Origin of the sequence: Xenorhabdus indica (genome assembly GCF_014467235.1) — a bacterium.
Classification (GTDB): domain Bacteria; phylum Pseudomonadota; class Gammaproteobacteria; order Enterobacterales; family Enterobacteriaceae; genus Xenorhabdus; species Xenorhabdus indica.
Window position 1 is genome coordinate 45317 of record NZ_NKHP01000006.1, and the last position, 19452, is coordinate 64768.

At 43.5% G+C, this 19452-nt stretch carries 15 protein-coding genes; 9 read left to right on the plus strand and 6 right to left on the minus strand.

The genetic code is table 11. From position 1 onward, the window contains the following. Positions 1-141: 141 nt before the first annotated feature. Positions 142-831 carry a phosphate regulon transcriptional regulator PhoB gene (gene phoB, locus Xind_RS06580; protein WP_187649704.1) on the minus strand — a complete coding sequence of 230 codons (690 nt, stop codon included), beginning with the start codon at positions 829-831 and terminating at the stop codon, positions 142-144. 314 nt (positions 832-1145) lie between these two features. On the opposite strand from phoB, the gene sbcD reads away from it, so the two are divergent. After that, a complete protein-coding gene (gene sbcD / locus Xind_RS06585; RefSeq protein WP_047678344.1) occupies positions 1146-2369 on the plus strand; it encodes an exonuclease subunit SbcD in 1224 nt (407 codons plus the stop codon). A 76-nt stretch (positions 2370-2445) separates the two neighbouring features. After that, positions 2446-6171: an AAA family ATPase gene (locus Xind_RS06590; RefSeq protein ID WP_187649705.1), complete on the plus strand. Its 3726-nt coding sequence runs from the start codon at positions 2446-2448 to the stop codon at positions 6169-6171. A 105-nt stretch (positions 6172-6276) separates the two neighbouring features. On the opposite strand, the gene Xind_RS06595 is transcribed toward Xind_RS06590, so the two are convergent. Continuing rightward, on the minus strand, positions 6277-9474 hold the full coding sequence (locus Xind_RS06595) for an autotransporter domain-containing protein (protein WP_187649706.1): 3198 nt from the start codon (positions 9472-9474) through the stop codon (positions 6277-6279). Positions 9475-9858: 384 nt separating this feature from the next. Between Xind_RS06595 and Xind_RS06600 the strand changes: the two genes are divergently transcribed. Continuing rightward, positions 9859-10353 (plus strand): TIGR00645 family protein, encoded by a 495-nt coding sequence (locus Xind_RS06600; protein WP_187649707.1) that lies wholly within the window; start codon positions 9859-9861, stop codon positions 10351-10353. A 46-nt stretch (positions 10354-10399) separates the two neighbouring features. Here the strand turns inward: Xind_RS06600 and Xind_RS06605 are convergent, their stop codons facing one another. The 4 genes from Xind_RS06605 to Xind_RS06620 form a co-directional block, all read right to left on the minus strand. Beyond that, on the minus strand, positions 10400-10903 hold the full coding sequence (locus tag Xind_RS06605; RefSeq protein WP_047678333.1) for a hypothetical protein: 504 nt from the start codon (positions 10901-10903) through the stop codon (positions 10400-10402). A gap of 90 nt (positions 10904-10993) precedes the next feature. Then, positions 10994-11947, minus strand: a complete 954-nt coding sequence (locus tag Xind_RS06610; RefSeq protein ID WP_047678330.1) for an HpcH/HpaI aldolase/citrate lyase family protein — start codon at positions 11945-11947, stop codon at positions 10994-10996. Between the two features lie 25 nt (positions 11948-11972). Further along, positions 11973-13052: a cysteine protease StiP family protein gene (locus Xind_RS06615; RefSeq protein WP_187649708.1), complete on the minus strand. Its 1080-nt coding sequence runs from the start codon at positions 13050-13052 to the stop codon at positions 11973-11975. 36 nt (positions 13053-13088) lie between these two features. Continuing rightward, positions 13089-14258 (minus strand): phosphoribosyltransferase domain-containing protein, encoded by a 1170-nt coding sequence (locus Xind_RS06620; protein ID WP_047678324.1) that lies wholly within the window; start codon positions 14256-14258, stop codon positions 13089-13091. Positions 14259-14748: 490 nt separating this feature from the next. Here Xind_RS06620 and Xind_RS06625 point away from each other — a divergent pair, with 490 nt between their 5' ends. The 6 genes from Xind_RS06625 (at position 14749) to Xind_RS06650 (ending at position 19348) form a co-directional block, all read left to right on the plus strand. After that, positions 14749-15336, plus strand: coding sequence for a TerD family protein (locus tag Xind_RS06625; RefSeq protein ID WP_047678321.1), 588 nt, complete (start codon positions 14749-14751; stop codon positions 15334-15336). Continuing rightward, positions 15336-16484, plus strand: coding sequence for a TerD family protein (locus tag Xind_RS06630; protein WP_047678318.1), 1149 nt, complete (start codon positions 15336-15338; stop codon positions 16482-16484). Before Xind_RS06625 ends, Xind_RS06630 begins: the two co-directional genes overlap by 1 nt. Before the next feature lie 61 nt (positions 16485-16545). Then, entirely contained in the window at positions 16546-17001 is a 456-nt protein-coding gene (locus Xind_RS06635) for a tellurite resistance TerB family protein (RefSeq protein WP_047678316.1), read from the plus strand. A gap of 27 nt (positions 17002-17028) precedes the next feature. Further along, positions 17029-18087 carry a TerC/Alx family metal homeostasis membrane protein gene (locus tag Xind_RS06640; protein ID WP_047678314.1) on the plus strand — a complete coding sequence of 353 codons (1059 nt, stop codon included), beginning with the start codon at positions 17029-17031 and terminating at the stop codon, positions 18085-18087. A 97-nt stretch (positions 18088-18184) separates the two neighbouring features. After that, complete coding sequence (locus tag Xind_RS06645) at positions 18185-18763, plus strand: TerD family protein (RefSeq protein WP_047678311.1); 579 nt, start codon at positions 18185-18187, stop codon at positions 18761-18763. A gap of 240 nt (positions 18764-19003) precedes the next feature. Continuing rightward, the gene (locus Xind_RS06650; protein ID WP_187649709.1) at positions 19004-19348 is read left to right on the plus strand and encodes a SymE family type I addiction module toxin; all 345 of its coding nucleotides are present in this window, start codon (positions 19004-19006) and stop codon (positions 19346-19348) included. Positions 19349-19452 lie beyond the last annotated feature (104 nt).

The window sequence follows — 19452 nt, forward strand, 5'->3', positions numbered from 1 at the left end:
GATTTTGCTCATCTGGTTTTGTTCACTAAGTGGTATTCAACAAATCTGCCCACATAAGACCTATCCACATAAGGACTTCGACATAAAGACTATCCACACAAAATCTATCCACAAAAATCCAAGCGATAAAAACCAGACAGATTAATAACGGGTGGAGAAACGATAACCTGTACCACGAACAGTCTGTACCATTTTATCGTGTCCATCGGTTTCAAGCGCCTTACGTAATCGACGGATATGCACATCAACAGTACGATCTTCCACATAAACATTCGTTCCCCATACATAGTTGAGTAACTGTTCACGGCTATAAACACGTTCAGGATGTGTCATGAAAAAGTGGAGCAGTTTGAATTCTGTTGGCCCCATATCCACATCCTGCCCCTGACTGGAAACTCGATGGGATACGGAATCCAACATCAACCCATTCATATTGATAATGTCTTCCGCTGCCATGGGAGATATACGACGCAATACAGCTTTAACACGAGCAATCAATTCTTTTGGAGAAAATGGCTTAGTGATGTAATCGTCTGCGCCAACATCAAGCCCACGAACCCGATCTTCTTCTTCTCCCCTCGCAGTCACCATGACGACAGGAATATCTTTGGTATTACTGCTGCGCTTCATTTGTTTAATAACTTGTATTCCTGAGCCACCAGGCAGCATCCAGTCCAATAATACTAAATCAGGGTAAGGCTCCGACAAACGCCCGATAGCTGTATCATAATCTTCTGCTTCAACAGGTTCATACCCGTTCTGCTCCAGCACAAAACACACCATTTCACGAATCGGGGTTTCATCTTCAACAACCAAAATACGTCTAACCATGGTTAATCCTGCCAATATTATTGACGTCAGCAAAACTCACAGTAATTCATTGTGAGTCAATTTTATTACAGTTTTATGAAATCCTGCCGTCTTCATCATAAAACTGTAATCAACATTACAGGGAATTTATGACATCGCTGCCATATTTCATTGTGGTTGCGAAGCTGCTCGAAAACCTGCGAATGAAATCATAATTACACACGACATCCCTTGAGTACTCATTATAATTAATAGCCGGACGGAAAAGCGGAAAGCTGAAACAGCAAAAAAAAACAAAACAAGAAAAGCAAGGTAAGAAAAACAGAGTAAAAAATATGCGAATCATTCATACGTCAGACTGGCATCTTGGGCAATATTTCTTTACCAAAAATCGTGCCGCAGAGCATCAACACTTCTTACAGTGGCTTATTGGGCAAATAAATGAATATCAGGTTGATGCCTTGATTATCGCCGGAGATGTTTTTGATACGGGCTCTCCACCCAGTTACGCCCGTGAGTTATACAACAGGTTTGTCGTGGACTTACAATCTACTGGCTGTCAGCTCGTTATTCTTGGTGGAAATCATGATTCCGTCGCCACACTCAATGAATCAAAGACCTTATTTTCTTACCTGAATACTACCGTCATTGCTTGTGCAGAAACTGATATCCAACAACAAATTAAGTTACTGAATAACAAAAGTGGTCAACCTGGAGCCATTCTCTGTGCCATTCCTTATCTGCGCCCACGGGATATCATGATAAGCCAAGCGGGGCAATCAGCCATCCAGAAACAGCAGGTACTACAAGATGCTATTACGGAACACTATCATCAGCTCTATCAACAGGCTTGCCTATTACGGGAACAACTTGGTCGCCCTCTGCCGATTATCGCAACCGGGCATCTGACCACTGTAGGGGCTTCTACCTCGGATTCTGTCCGAGATATTTATATTGGCACACTGGATGCCTTCCCCGCTCAAGCGTTTCCTCCTGCTGACTATATTGCTCTGGGGCATATTCATCGTCCACAACTTATCAATCAGGCTGAATATATTCGTTACAGTGGCTCACCCATCCCCTTAAGTTTCGATGAAGTCGGGCAAGAGAAAAGTGTCTGTTTGGTTGAATTTAAGGAGGACAAGTTTAATGGTGTCACCCTGTTACCCATTCCTGCTTATCAGCCCATGCAATTAATCCGGGGGAATTTGCAGCAAATCGAGGAACAATTACAAACTTTCAGTGACTATCAGGGAGAACGTCCTATTTGGCTGGATATTGAAGTTGCAACTCAAGATTACCTGCATGACATTCAGAAACGCATTCAGTCTATGGTTGTCGATCTGCCAGTCGAAATTATCCTTTTACGGCGTAGTAAAACCACACGACAAATCTTATTGTCGGAAAAAAACAAAGAGACACTTACCGAATTGAGTGTATACGAAGTTTTCGAAAGACGACTGGCATTAGCCGAAATTGACGATCAAACGCAGAAACAACGCCTGACTACCCTTTTCAGGCAAACACTGGACGATATTGCTCAGCAACATACCCAGTAATAACGACTCAGAAACTATAGTTCAAAAACTATAGTTCAAAAACAATGGCTCAGAAAAAAGAGTAGGATGCAATAGCATGAAAATTCTTAGCTTACGGCTAAAAAATATTAATTCCCTACAGGGTGAATGGAAAATCGATTTCACAGCAGAGCCTTTTGCCAGTAACGGATTATTTGCTATTACCGGCCCGACAGGTGCAGGAAAAACGACCTTGTTGGATGCTATCTGCCTCGCCTTATATCACGAAACCCCACGGCTCAAGACCATTTCAGCCAATCAGAATGAATTAATGACCCGCCATACAGCCGAATGCTTGTCAGAAGTTGAGTTCGAAGTTAAAGGGGTTGCTTATCGTGCCTTCTGGAGCCAGCGTCGTGCCCGCAATCAAGCTGACGGCAAACTCCAGCACCCGAAAGGAGAATTAGCAGACAAAAAAACAGGCAAGATTTTAGCTGACAAGATACCGGATAAAAAAGAGAAAATTGCTGAAATAACTGGTCTTGATTTCAAACGTTTTACTAAATCTATCCTCCTGTCACAAGGTGATTTTGCCGCATTCCTAAATGCAGATGATAAAGACCGTGCCGATCTACTGGAAGAACTAACCGGTACAGAAATTTATGGCATCCTGTCGCAGGAAATTTATCAACGCTACAAAGACGCCCAATCTGAATTAAGTATCCAACAAGCAAAGGCTTCTTCAATTGAATTATTAACTCTGGCACAGATCGAAGAATCCCAAAATCAGCAACAACAGCTTATCGCAGCAGAAATTCAGCTCAACCAACAAATTAAAGACTTACAGACAACCGAACATTGGCTCGTACGACAAAATGAATTAGAGCAAACATTAACTAATAACAAATTACTTTTTCAGCAGGCAGAGCAAGCTATTCAAGATGCCTACCCCCAATTACAACAACTGGCTGTCAGTGAGCCTGCCGAAAAACTTCGCTCATTGTGGGATGCTCAAAATCGGGCTTGTAATGAAAAGCAACGGCTTGATGAGCAACACAAAAAAATAGCACATGAGATTGAACAACAATGTTCTTTATTACAACCAGCCCAACGAAAGCAGGTTGAGCTGGAAAATACCCAAAAAGAGCATATACAGCACCATATGCGGCAGGAAAAACTGATTGCTGAGCACATTGTGCCACTCGATCATAAGATTGAAATTCAATCGAAAGATTTGCTCACTCAAGAAAAAGAAGTTACTGCATATCATCGTGAACTGACAGAAATATTGTCTCAATATCAAGTGACGAAAACTCAGTACACCACACTGAATAAAGAACAAAAAACGCTGGAAACATACTACGAAGAACACTCTTATTTCCGTAAGATAGAAAGTAAACTGCCTGAATGGAAACAGCTCTTTTCTCGCCAGAAAGAAAAACAAAGCCATATAACCAGGCTCAGACAAAAAAACCAGCAAATTACCACTGAGCTAACCTGTACAAATGAGCATCTGAATGCCTTAAATACGGCGCTGGTACAACAAGCTGCACAAAACCAGCCATTACAGGATGAACTGATCCTTGCCGAAAAAGAACTGAGTAGCTTGCAGGCCATTCACCCATTGGAACAGTTACAAAAACAGTTATCAGATTACCAGTCACAACTCAGTTCACAAAACCAACTGGAGATTTTGCAGCCCCAGATCCAGCAATTACAGGCAACGATTTCAGATAATCAGGCACAACTTGCACAAACTCAGATATTATTGGAACCTTTACCCACTCAGATAACCGCTCTTGAACTGCAATTAACAGAAACGCAGCAACATCATCAGGATTTAGCTGAACGTATCCGTCTGGAACAGCGGATCATCAGCCTGGAACAAGAACGCAACCAATTGAAGGAAGGTGAAGCCTGTCCGCTTTGTGGGGCAACGCATCACCCTTTGATCACCGAATACCAAAATATCGCCCTGCCAAAATCAGAAGAGCGCTTAAAAGTCCTGAGCCAGAAAACAGAACAGTTACAAGGAGAACGCTCTGCTTTACAGCAAAAACAGCAGCTTCAACAAGAGCGAAGTGAGCAATTACAGCAATCCATTACACACCTCACCTCTCAACTGGCAGAGATGATTAAACAGTGGCAACACCATTACCAACAGCTACAATCCTCTGAATTTACAGTAGATGAATTATCAGCAGAAACAGGGGATATAGGTCATTTTATTGATCAACGGAAAGCGGCTTACCTACAACACCAGAAACAGTACGAAACACTATTACAAGCTGAAAAACAGTATCAGACTGCGGAAAAATCGCTATCGAATCATCGTGAACAGTCAAAATCGTACGAACAAGAAATCGCTCTGGAAAGGGTCAAACAAGATACTTATCAGAGACAATTAACTGAAAATACAGCAGAGCTGCGCCAGACAGAAGCAGAATGCACAACCATAACAGAACAGCTAACCTCCGAATTACATGATACGCCATTTGTACTACCGGAACCGCCGGAGGCTGAGAACTGGTTACAGCTACGTGATAACGAATTAAAAAACTATCACGCTTCGCGAGAAAAGTGGCAACAATTACAACGGGAACAGGCAGCCCTGCAAAGTAAACTTGATGAACTGAAAAAGCAAAAAGATAAGCTGATCGATAAACTGCAAACATTGAGTGAACAGCAACAACAGCAAAAACTGTTATTGCAAAAAACACAACAAGAGCGTTATCAATTATTTGGCGAACAATCCATCAGTGCCATCCGTCAGGAATTACAGCAAAAGACAAATAAATTGGATACCGCCTATAAACAAGCGACGACAGCTTTGCAGCAGTTACAGGACAAAATGAATCAATTAACGGGCGCAGCCAGTGAAATTGAACGAAACTATCACACTGCCGAAACCGAGTGTAAATTAACATCCAACGCTTTCCAACAAGGGTTGCAACAACAAGGTTTTTCTAATCAAGCTGCTTTTGAGCAAGCTTTGCTGATGCCTGAACAGCGAGAAGTTCTGCAACAATTACAAGAACAACTGACCAAACAGAGCCTGCAAGCTAAAACACGATACTACGAATCAGAAGTTATATTACAACGGCATAGAGAAAAATCACCGTTACTGCTGAAACAATACGAACCGTCACAAGTAACCGAACTCTTGGCTAATATCACCGATGAACTGAAACAAAATAATCAGCTACAAGGCGCAGTAAAAAACCGACTCAACAGCGATGCTAATCGTCGGCATCAGCAACAGGAACTACTGACACAAATTGCCCTTTCACAACAAAACTACGATGACTGGAGCTATCTCAATAACTTACTCGGCTCCGCTGATGGTGCCAAGTTCCGGCGTTTTGCTCAAGGGTTAACATTGGATCATTTAGTCTATCTGGCAAATATTCGGTTAGAAAAATTACACGGCCGCTACTATCTACAGCGAAAACGACAAAGCAAAGATGATGGTGGATTAGAATTACAGATTGTCGATACCTGGCAAGCCGATGCAATTCGAGATACCAAAACCCTCTCAGGTGGTGAGAGTTTCCTCGTTAGTCTGGCGCTGGCATTGGCTCTGTCTGATCTGGTCAGCAACAAAACTCAGATAGAATCCCTGTTCCTTGATGAAGGCTTTGGTACTCTGGACTCAGAAACCCTTGATATCGCTCTGGATGCTCTCGATCACCTGAATGCAACAGGAAAAACCATCGGTGTTATCAGCCATGTTGAAGCGATGAAAGAGCGTATCCCTGTGCAAATCAAAGTAGAAAAAATGAATGGATTAGGCGTCAGTAAGTTATCGCCGGAATTTAGTGTTCATTGCCATAACAAAAGTTGATATAACAAGATCATAAGGGAATTTGCCTGCCGTAAAATCCGTCCAGAGACGGATTTTACGGTGCAATATTGATAATTGTTCTAGATATTAGTTATACACCTATCGTCAGAACCGCCAGACAAAACCAGCATTAACACTATTGTCCTGATGTGCGGAAGATAACAATCCACTATAACCAAGCGTAAATGACACATTCTTGCCTGCTGTCATTTCAGCATTTGCCTTCAAGACAAGGCCATCACGCGAAACCGGAACACTGTGGGTAACGAAAATTTTGTTACTTCCACGAAACGCTGAACTCACCGCGCGTTCACGTTCACCATACTGGTGTTGCCAACCTAACTCACCATGCAGGGCAACAGTCGCTCCCCACTTGGTCTGCCAATCATGGTTAGCACGTAATCCAAGTGTGGAAAGCGTTGCTTCTGTATGTTGTTTATCAGCCTGAAGCGCTACGGGGCCACCATTTTCGTTAATACCATTATTACGGAAACCAACATAAGAAAGATTTATAAACGGTTCCAGACTTACCGGAGCTACAGGCAGATTGTACGCAGCTTCAACGAATAACTGTGCCGTCCGACCACCATATTTTGCTTCCCCGCGATCGTACTGATAGCCATAGTTGACAGGACGATTGGTATCAATGCGATGCCAGGTGTATCCACCTCCGGTACGCAGCGCCAGATCACCAAAGCGACGATCACCATAAAGAGCGATGTGATAATTATTACTGTCGGCACTGGTATGGTAGCCACCGTCAAGAGAGGTACGGGTATAACCAGTGGCGATACCAAAATGACTATAATTATCAATCGAACCGTCAGCTCCGAGTAGTACCCCGTAAGTGGAAGACTGATAGCCAGTAGCATTAAGTGTACCGGAGCCATGACTCCATGCCCCAAGCAAACGAACCCACGCTCCCTTATTCTCTCCATGATTACCATCTGCATGATTACTATCTACGTTATTATTCTCCGCATAAATACCGGATGATAACGAACGACCTTCAGCCTGCCTCAATCGGGCATTCAGGGTATCACGCAAGTAACGGCTTTCATTAACCAATGCAGAAGTTATGTCCGCATGGATCTGTCCATCAAGTTGTTTGAAAGCAGGACGAACCTGATCGGCAGAAGTAGAAGGCAAAATACTCTCGTAAACCGGATTACCCGCACCGAGGGAATCAACAGCACCAGCCACAGAGCGTTCATTCTGCGTCAGTGCTACATCGGCAAAAGCGGTATTATTACGGGCTATATTGAGCGTCACTTGACTGGGTTGATATGACAAGTTAGTGTTCAAAAAGAGGTAGTTAGAATCAACTTTATCAAAACGCCCGCTGATATCTTTTTCTGTACTGAGAATATGATACTGCCGACCTGTCAGGTTATACGCTTTATCTTCAGCAAGATTATCGCGAGAAAGGAGGTTATTACTGTTCAGGAGAGCGATTTCTACCTTACCGCCGTTGATTTGTACCTTACCCCCTGCATGGATGCTGTCATTGCGTCCAGCAGATGTGATTTCAACAGAATAACGGGAGCCAGACTCAAAGGTAACTTCACGAGAAACATTGAGTTTACCAATAGAATAACCCGGACTGACCGTTCCTCCACGCTGAACCACAAGGGAACCGAGGGTGCCATAACCACTGAATACACCGTTATCTTTTACCAGAACAGAGGAAGCCAGCAAATCGCTGATCCCCAATAATCCCTGTTTAACGACTGTCGGGCCAGAATAAGTATTCTTGCCAGTGAGAAATAACGCACCATTACCCTGTTTGGTTAACCCACCGTGGCCACTGATATCATTACTCCAGATATCAAATTCACACTGTCTGCCTTCACAAACACGTTCGGTCGGTTTGCCTTTGTCGAGAACAGCACCAACGCCGGGAATATCAGCGATAAACTGTCCATCCCCATAAATAACACCCTCTGGATCAGGAATACGAAAAGTCGTTGGAATATCCTCTGCCGTATAAAACATGCCAGGGCCATTTATCGCTTTACCGAGGTTAATCATTCCCCAACCGTAAATCTCATCAATGCCTGGTTTGCCCATATCAGTAGCAGTAGTACGAAGCACAGAAGAAACCTGAGCACCACTCATATACGGGAAACGCTCCATCAGAATAGCAATACCACCAGCAGCGTGAGGGGCTGCCATTGAAGTGCCACTGAATTTTTCATAATCGGTTTTTAGCGTATCCACACTTGTGCCATTTATCACTGAGCTATATATGTAACTACCAGGTGCACTGACACACAAACTGGCGGTATAACCACAGCGGGATGAAAATCCACTGATACTATAGGGAATTTTATTGCTGCTATTCGCATCCTTTTGCACACTGGCAACCGTCAACCAGTTTGGTGCTATATCTGGGACAAACCAGGCCAAACCCGCTATAGCATCCGGTTCATTATAGTTGCCGCTGTTACCCGCAGCAAAAATGGTCACAATGCCATTACGCCCGGCATCAATTGCGCCCTGATACGCACCACCCGGTTTTGTTCCCAATATTGGTTTGATTTGATCGAACTGTTTCTGGGCATGTTCCAGATGGAAATGTGGCCCTTTGGGATCCCTCCCTGCATCTTCAAGCTTTTTATCAATACCAATGCCCCAACTGTTATTGATAATACGGGCTCCACTTGCTATCAGTGCATCCCATCCAGCCTGATATACACCACCGTCATTACCTAAAATAATGCCATCCTCAGGGCCGGGATCGCCATTTTCAGCACTAATGATTTGGGCATCATAGGCCACACCATGCATTTTCCCGCCATCACGGCTACCGGCAGCAATACCAGCAACATGAGTACCGTGATTTCCCAATTTGCCCCCCCGTTGTTGGCTCGGCGTACCATCGTAAGAGAAGGGATCACCTTTCTTCACCGCAATATAGGGATCGGTATACTCACGTATTCCGAAGGTGTAAAGATTGATCACCTTATCTTTTCCTACAAACTCAGGATGCTTAGCGTAAACAGCCTGATCAAATATTCCTAGTTTGATCCCTTTACCGGTATAGCCTTTTGCATATGCTTCATCTGCGTGAATAGCACCAAGCCCCCACTCTGCAAGGAATTCACCTGAGTGCCAACTGGCAGGATCGCCCAACTTACCAGTTTCAATATAATTTTCCGCATATGCTCCGACGCTGCCAGCCGCAAGACAACAAGCAACGGCATAGTAAAGTACACATGGTTTCGTTTTGAATAAATTAGTTTTGAATAGATTAATTTCGGATGGGGTATTCTTAAATAGATCTGTATTTTGCTTATTCATTTCAATCACTGTCCATTGTTGATTTGCCAAAATATCATTGCCATACCGCAAAAAAACTCTGTAACGAACTCAAAGGGATTGACGCAAATAACGCTGCGATATTTTTCTCTGCCAATAAATCCCACATGAATCAAATAATGACACACGCAGAATTGCACAATTAATTAACAATTAATATTCATTTATATAACTTTATTTAATAGGGTGTACCAACGAATAACATTTATGGTGGGGAAATTTTTCCTAAAGGAGAAAGGGGATCTCCCACTACTGGCAGAGATAATTCCCAATATAGGAGAAGAGAAACAAACAATGAGATGTATTTCATAGCTCACACAATCTTGATCTATAATACGGCTCCTTTTACAACATATTCAAAACACCATGGAACGATTTATAGAAAACGCTATGTATGCCTCTCGCTGGCTACTTGCACCCGTTTATTTTGGTTTATCACTGGCCCTGTTTGCTCTGGCTATAAAATTCTTTCAGGAAATCATTTACATCCTGCCACATATCTTTTCGGTTGCTGAATCAGAACTTATCCTGACCCTACTTTCTCTGATTGACATGGCACTGGTTGGTGGGTTGTTGGTAATGGTCATGTTTTCCGGCTACGAAAACTTTGTTTCCACACTGGATATTGAGGAAAACAAGGAAAAGTTGAATTGGTTGGGAAAAATGGACGCGACGTCACTCAAAAATAAGGTTGCGGCTTCTATTGTTGCCATTTCATCAATTCATTTACTGCGTGTCTTTATGGATGCCCGCAATGTTCCAGACAATAAATTGATGTGGTATGTCATTATCCACCTCACTTTTGTTATATCAGCATTTGTGATGGGATATCTGGATAAACTTACACGCCACCATCATTAACAAAGAATTCTATCCAACATGTCTCTCCCCTGATGCCAGCCTGATATCATTTGCTGGCATTACGGGAAACTCCTTTTTTTCGTGATGAATTGTTACGGGCTGTTTCTTTCTGTAACTCCTCAATAAATCTGTCTACAACCATTTCAACTGTTTCACTTCTGGTCGCACCGAGCCTGTTGGACAGCCCATCTATTTTTCTGATAACAGACATCCTCAACGACAGTGAAATCGATCTTTTTTTCTCCTTATCAAGGTATACATGGCTGGTCGCTTCCTTAGATTTAAAGTTGTTATGCTGAGTAAGCAGTTCTTCAATTCTGCGGACTTCTTTCCTGGTTAACATCCCCTTATCAACTAATTGGTAAGTGTTTCCCATTTTGCTAAACCGGATGTCAGCACAATAATGATCCCTCAATTCTCTTAAGGTGCGAGTCAGTGTCGGTTCAGAACAACTGAGTGCCTCGATCACCTTCACCTTACTGACAGGCTTTTCATGCGAAAGTAGCAAAGTTAATTTGAAATTTCTAAGTTGTTTGGGGCTAAGTAACATCGTTTTCAATTACCGGGTCAGGAATACTAATTCCTAATATCAACTATAAACACAACATCCAGCATAGCTTTTCGTTCTGGTAAATCAATATTAAAACAGGTTAAAAGTTCCATAGTTTTCTCCACCAGCTCCCGAACAGAGGCCGTTATATTTCGCCCGTTCCAGAATATTCACCGCCCAACGCCAGTGCGTAGCAGGTTCACACATTGCCCCCTGAAATTTGAATACCGCCTGATTTGAATTGAGGATCTGTAAAGCATCATCGTAATCACGAGTATTCACCATCAAGGCCCGATGAATATGTTCTATTTGCCCCGGATGAATAGCCGTTTTCCCAACAAGTCCATGAGCTATATCCAGTGCCAGCTCTTTCTCAAGCAACTCCAGATTATCAATATGCTCACAAACCGGCGCAGTTAAATGAAAACCCCGCGAGCCAAAAACAGCTACCAGCATTTTGATCACATACCCCATCGGGCCATCATATAAGGTAAGGTCACGCGAGCGCCGCATAGAAATCAGGTTCATCAGATCGTTACCACCAATACGTAAAGCAATAATACGCTCATAACAAGGGTGGGATTTAAGCTTATCGGCGAGTTGATTCATTTGTTGCACATCAAAAACATCTTCAGTTTCCAATGTCGGCATGATCCCAAGATGAGTTGCGGCGACAATCTCCCACCATTCAGATAATGACACCTGCGTAAATTTAGGCAAAACCAAGCCAGCGACAGCACTAAGATTAACAGTATCGACCAAATATCGTCCCATTGATTCATTGCGTGGACGGATAAAAATCAGAGGATGATGATGTTTAATATCGGCAACAGCATTCTTTGACTCTGCCAGTGCCTGTAATACAAACACGAGATTTTCGATAGCATGGGGGATTTCCTGTTCAGTGACTGAATCCTCCAGACAGATCACCAGAGAGCGCAGCCCTACAACTTTATTGTGCAGCACAATCTCAGTAATATTCTGGCGGGTCGCTGGCATATACAACGTTGCACCAAGCTGATTTGCGGAAGGGATCGATTTCATCAGACTACCTTTTTCATGCTACTTTTCATGCTACTTTTTTTATAATCGTTACCGCGCGATATTGGCCTATTAAATCGCCCACCTCTGTAATAGCAACATTTTTCTGCTGCGCTAAATAAACCAGCAAAGCGATATCAGGATCAGCCAGTGATCGGACAAGTACCTGTTCCGGTATACGCCGCAAGACCGCGCGGGTTGCTTCTGCAATTCCAGGTTTGATACGGTTAATATTATCGATCTTATAGATGTCAGCAAGCGTTGAAATTACGGTCTTACTCAATTGCAGCAACGCCATTTTTTCCTGCGGTTGCCAATCCGCTGCTGGTACGGTCGTCAAATCTAAGCGATCACGGTATTCCGCGACAGTATCAACTAACAACTTGCTGCATTCAAACTCACTCAGATGAGCACATTTCACACAACCGTGCAACCCTTCTTCACGCCAAATTGAACGCGATATCAGCCCAGATACAGGAGCTCCCATGATGCCGAAAGGAATTAACCAATCATCATCGCAAGCTGCCAGCCATGAACATCCACACGGATCAGCCAGCACCACCAAACGGGGAATCGCCGAATAGCCAGCTCGTCCTGCCAGCGAGCGGGATAATTCAGCCATGATTGCGCCTTTGCCTGTCCAGCCATCTACAAACACCAACCCTTCCGTGCCATGCTGCTGTTCTATAAATGACAGTGCTACGTTGTCAATACCACGGTCCCGTATGATACTGATCCCATAGTGATAAGAGCGTTTTCCCATCTTCCGCAAAGTTTGATGCAGCATGACGCCTAAAGGCACTCCCGCCCTGACCAAACTCGCCAGCACAATCGGTGTATCACCAAAGCGTAATATCAGAGAATTGGCAAGCATGACAACTTCCGTTGCCAGTCTGGCAGCTCCCAGTTGCAACGCTTTATCGAACAAATCTAAATGATAAGAGGTTGGCTCTGGTTCCTGACTCAACATATCAGAATAATGACGAGCACCAGATTGAATTAACTGCTCTTTAACCTCAACCGGGGTCATTTCAATCTGAACGGGTTCCAGCAAAAATTGGATATCATCAGCAGCATAAGAACCAGAAAAAGGAGCAAAGCCATTCATTTATTTATAGTTCCGATAGTTGTATTAAAAACTGGCTTAATCATAAGTTATAATTTCTACACAAGGAGCGACAAGAGATAATTGCGCGATTAACGCTGGATCAACCGAGGTTTTCGGTGTTTCAAGGCAAAGCAGTATACGATCGAACTGTTGGTGTGCAACGTTATAGAGGAAATTTGGAATTCCTAATCCGTAATTATCCGTAAATGCCATAACAGACTGAATTGCATGCCCACAAGAGATAGGAGAACGGGTTGTCGAGCCAAACTTCACAGATGCACCTTCCTGTTCAAGCCGTTCCGCCAGCAAAAATGGTTGCCAGACAAACTCGCTGGAACCCAGTACCAGCACCCTCTCACCGGCTTTGGCCTGAATATCAGTACCAAGATCATACTGAATATCAGCCAATCCCAGACGTCCCCAGTTTTGAATACCGATAATATCGGTCTTTCCCCGTGCTGTGATATTGACTTGAGGCATGACAGGAACAGGGGCAGAACTATCTGCCTCCCACTGCCAATTTCCTTCAATCAAAGAAACAGTAGAGACAGGGAGCGGACAGCGTCTTATGATGCTTTGACCACTCCAGTCCGTCAGTGTCACTGTGATGATATGTTCTATTTGATCCAGCCCGGCATGACACAAGGCCTCGAACAGATTAAGAAAGGTATTACCGGTAGTCGCTTCATCATCGATCAGAACAAGGGTACGGGCACTGCTTACCCGTTGACGCAGATGATTTTCTTTCGGCCAGTAAATCAGATGATCTGTTGCATGGCTATGATCCTCTTTAAATTCACACAACAGTTCACCTTCTACCGGATGGCGCGTTGATGTCAGAAACACCGAAGAGGCCACGTTTTGCCGCGTCTCCTGAAAAACGCCGGCGGCCAATCCGACCGCCGTTTCTGCCATACCGATATAGAGCACAGGGCCAGACAAATTAATCGGAAACTGTTCTGACAATTGCCGATAAACAGCTCGCATAATAGATGGGCTGACGGGAATATGGCGGCCCAATACTTTGCTGACAAATAAGAATGCTCTTTTAGGATTACGGCGTTCAGCAATATCAAACAATGTTTCCAAAGACGTTACACCACGTTCAGCCATAACAGTCAAAGTTCCGCTATTTAACTGTTTCTTATAGAACTGGCTGTTATCAACCTGAGATAGGTAACGCTGAAGATGATTACATACTGTCATACTAAAGAAGCCTTTTAAAAAAATTTCAGCCATTGCAAAAAGTGATGCGGTGACAGTTGTGATGCTTTCATAAAATAAATTTCCCTTTCATAAACTAAATCTTGTTACTCAAAAAATGCCTATTGCTAAATTGCCGTTGGTCACAATGGATACATTCGTTTTCCAGTCTAAATTCGGTGAAATATGCATCGCAGTCTAGAACTGAGATTCTGCTTATGTCAATCATAATATGATTTTTTATGATCAAATTTTGTTTGACTTTTTATCATGGACAAGAAATCATAAAAAGCGAAGCCAGGTTGCTCTCTATCATGCATTTAATAGAGATGTGCAATTTGTGGGGATCATAATATGACAGGATTTTAACCATATATCTGGTCATATTATGATTTTTTCCATAAGTGAAATTATCGCAATTCATCGATAACGATTTACGATAAAAAACAATTCACGATAAAAACAATTCACCGATAAATAAGAGGTGTTATTAATGGTTTCATTAAGTAAAAATCAGTCAGTCTCTCTCAGTAAACAGAGCACTTCACTGGCTAAAATTGATTTTGGTCTGGGATGGGATCCTGTAGCCCCAAAAAAAAGTTTCTTGTCACGCTTATTCGGCGGAGACAATAATGAAATCGATCTGGATGCAAGCTGCATCCTGCTTGATAAATTCGGTAATACCCTTGATGTTGTCTGGTTTGGTCAACTGAATTCAGAATGTGGTTCTGTAAAACATAGCGGCGATAACCTGACTGGTGAAGGTGACGGAGATGATGAAGTCATCAGCGTCGATTTGATCAAACTGCCTGCCGATGTTGAATATCTTGCCTTTACCGTTAATAGCTTTCGAGGCCAAACCTTTAATGATGTTGAGAACGCTTTCTGCCGCGTTGTTGATCAAAACGGCAAAGAGCTGGCGCGCTATCAGTTAAACGAACAAGGCGCTCATACTGGCATTATTATCTCTTCTCTGTGCCGTAACAGTGGTCAGTGGGATTTTACCGCACATGGTGTTGCTTGCCGTGGGCGTACCATTGAAAATATGTCTCCACAAATCGTTGAAACGGTGGTGCGCTAATGAACCTGACTCCGGGAGGAAATGCCTCCGTCTCCAACCAGGCACTGACCATAAGGGTACTTTCCGGATCATCAGTCGATGTCTCCGCTTTCCGTCTGTATGCTAACGGGAAAGTTCAGGGGGACCCGGACATGGTGTTTTATGGTCAGCCCAATAATGACGATAACACCATTCGCCTGTCCGGTGGCAATACCGATACTGCGTTTTCTGTTAACTTGCCCGCTCTGCGGCAAGAGGTTCAGAAAGTGGCATTTACTGCGACTTGCGACGGCAATCAAACTATCTCCAACCTGCACAATCTCTCTATTCAGGTAGAACTAAACGGAAGCGTGATCTTACAGGGACATGTTGAAGTTCAGGGTCGTTCAGAAGCCGCCTTGATTCTGGGTGAACTTTATCGCCGCAACAGCGAGTGGAAATTCCGCTTTATTGCTCAAGGATTTAATGGCGGTCTCAAGCCCTTAGCTGAGCATTTTGGTGTTGATATTATTGATGAGGCGCCAATATCAACACCAACGCCGGCTCCTAACAGCGTTAATCTGAGCAAGGTTTCTCTTACCAAAGAAAAACCCGCTATCAGCCTGAATAAACGTGATAACTACGGTGAGATACGCATCAATCTGAACTGGAATCAGAGCACTGCTCCTGCTAATCGGGGAATGTTCCAGAATATCTTTAACACCAACAAAGGCGTGGATCTGGATCTCGGTGCATTCGTCCGGCTTCGTGATGGTACACGTGGAGTTATACAAGCATTAGGAGAGAGTTTTGGCTCTTACCATCACGATCCCTACGTACAGCTACAAGGGGATGATCGTACGGGTAATGTCAAAGACGGCGAATGGCTCCACATCAATGGTCTTGAATGGAAAAACATCAGTGAAGTTCTGATCTACGCCTTTATCTACGAAGGTGTACCTAACTGGAACAGCACTGACGGTATTGTCACAATTTATGTCAATGGGCAACCTCCGATCGAAACGCGTCTGACGGAAGGCCACAACCGCAAAAATATGTGTGCCGTTGCCCGTCTTGTTAACGAAAATGGTGCCATCAGAGTAGAACGCATCAACCAGTACTTCAGTGGGCACAAAGAAATGGACAAAGCCTTCGGATGGGGTTTTCGCTGGACATCTGGCAGTAAATGAGACTTCTGCTGTGATATAGGCGCTGTTATATAAATCGGTTATTACATAATTGGAGGGATTTATGTCCTTTTTAAACAAAATTAAGTCAGCTTTCAATGCTGGTCGCGAAGAATTGGCCAATCAAGTTGGCCGTTTCAAAAACAGAAAATTCATGGAAGGTACTGTAGCGGTATGCGCACATGTTGCGATGGCAAGCAATGGTGTCAGCTCTGAAGAAAAACAAAAAATGGTGGGATTTATCAAAAACTCCCCCGAACTAAAAGTGTTCGATACCACTGAAATTATCGAATTCTTCAATAAGCTGGTCAGTAGCTATGAATTTGATGCTGATATCGGCAAAGGTGAAGCCATGAAATACATTATGGCGTTGAAACAGCAGCCGGAAGCGGCACAACTTGCTTTACGCGTCGGTATTGCCGTTGCCAAGAGTGATGGTGACTTCGATAACGATGAAAAAAATGCTGCCAGGGAAATATGTACATCCTTAGGCTTTGCTCCAGCAGATTTTGAACTGTAATCGCAGTTAATTTAAGAGGCTTACTTCATGGTATCCACGCACATTGGTTTTCCGATGGAAACCGTTGCTGTATTTATCCTTCTGTCGGTTGGTGCGCTCTTTATCGACCTCTTTATGCATCGTCATGACAAGCCAATTTCGTTACGCAGTGCCGCACTCTGGTCTGTTTTCTGGGTCGCCATTGCTTTTGTTTTCGCGGGCTTCCTGTTTGTCCATCACGGTGCTGAAGTAGCAAGTCTGTTCATTACCGGCTATGCGCTGGAAAAAGTACTTTCTGTCGATAACCTGTTTGTCATCATGGCAATTTTCTCTTGGTTTGCGATCCCGGATCGTTATCGTCACCGCGTTCTTTACTGGGGCATTATCGGGGCCATTATCTTCCGGGGTATTTTTGTAGCCATCGGGACAAGCCTGCTGATGCTAGGGCCCTGGGTTGAAATGGTCTTTGCTGTTGTGGTCGGTTGGACGGCGGTGATGATGCTGAAAAGTGGTGACAATGATGATGAAATCGAAGACTACTCACAGCATCTTGCCTACCGTTTGGTGAAGCGCTTCTTTCCAATCTGGCCGAAACTGCGTGGTCATGCCTTCATACTCAGCCAGAAAGAAGTCAATGCGGAACTGGCCAAACCGGAAAACGCAGATGTGGCTATTGATCGAGAAAAAAAGGATCGAGAAAAAACAGGTCGTGCTGGCAAGGCAGCATTTTATGCCACCCCACTGTTGCTGTGCCTGGCCGTTGTTGAACTGTCTGATGTCATGTTTGCTTTTGACTCTGTACCTGCGATTATCGCGGTCAGCCGCGAGCCTTTAATCGTTTACAGCGCCATGATGTTTGCTATCTTAGGCCTGCGTACACTCTACTTTGTACTGGAAGCGTTGAAAAAGTATCTGGTGCACTTGGAAAAAGCCGTGATTGTCCTGCTGTTCTTTATTGCTATTAAATTAGGGCTTAACGCATCTGAACATATGTTCCACCACGGTTATTCCATTTCGGCAACAACCAGTCTGTTTGTGGTGCTAGGGGTTCTGTCTGCTGGTATTATAGCCAGCCTTCTGTTTCCCCAGAAAGAAAAAGCAAGCTGAATCCTGTATATCCTGTGGATTCCAAGGTACAGCCAACAAAGCTGCAACTTGAAAGACGACGGGAATAAATAACTATTTAATAAATGAGGAAATAATAATGGGTGTATCTCTTTCTAAAGGTGGTAACGTTTCTCTGAGCAAAGAAGCTCCAACTATGAAAAATGTTCTGATCGGTCTCGGCTGGGATGCCCGCGCGACTGACGGACAAGATTTTGACCTTGATGCTTCTGCATTCCTGCTGGCAGCGAACGGCAAAGTACGCAGTGATACCGATTTCATTTTCTACAACAACCTGAAATCTTCTGATGGCTCTATTATGCACACTGGCGACAACCGTACTGGTGAAGGGGATGGAGATGATGAATCACTGAAAATCAAACTGGACCAGATCCCTGCTGACGTAGACAAAATTGTCTTTGTTGTCACTATCCATGATGCGCAAACACGCCGTCAGAGCTTCGGTCAAGTTTCAGGGGCTTTCATTCGGCTGGTTAATGATGATACGCAAGTTGAAGTTGCTCGCTATGATCTGACAGAAGATGCTTCTATTGAAACGGCTATGCTGTTCGGTGAACTGTATCGCCACAATGGCGAATGGAAATTCCGTGCAGTTGGTCAAGGTTATGCTGGTGGTCTGGCTTCTGTTTGCGCTCAGTATGGTATTAACGCAGCCTAATCTTGGCTGGGATCAATCTAAGATCTTTCAGGTAACGAACTTCAATATAAGGCCATCAATATCGTGAATTAATTACTATACCGTGATTAAATCACACCGTAATTAAAAACCCTGCCTGATAATATTGGCAGGGTTTTAACTTATCGAACGGGGTTAACGTTTTCTCACAACATGATTTTCTCAGAACATAAAGTGCTGCTAAAGTATCTCCACATATTCAAATAACACAAGGAACGTCAAATGAGTCTTCATGTTTTATTTCGCCATAATGATATCCCTGAATTAATTCTGCATGGTAGCGCCCTCAATGAGGCTGGATTTATTGCTGATTCATTATTTCATATCCATCAATATTCAGATGGGATAATCATCTCTCTACTTACCCCTCAGACTGATCTTGCCTGCTTGATCAATGAAATTGAAAATAAGCCAGAGCAAGGAATAGACAATATTCGTGAAAACGGTGAACTCTATATTGCAGGTGATTGGCTAACTGACAGTCAATTGATAGAACAGCCAATTAATATTGAAATAACATCTGGAAAAATTATTCTTAAGCCCAAATTAGCAGAACTGTTAGCCTGAGCAACAGTTCACCGTTTTTTGTCAAAAATCTCTTGGAGATATCAACCGGAAAGATTATCCCTTCTTTTCCGGTTGACTATTTAATTTTAAGCCGCCGAAAAAAT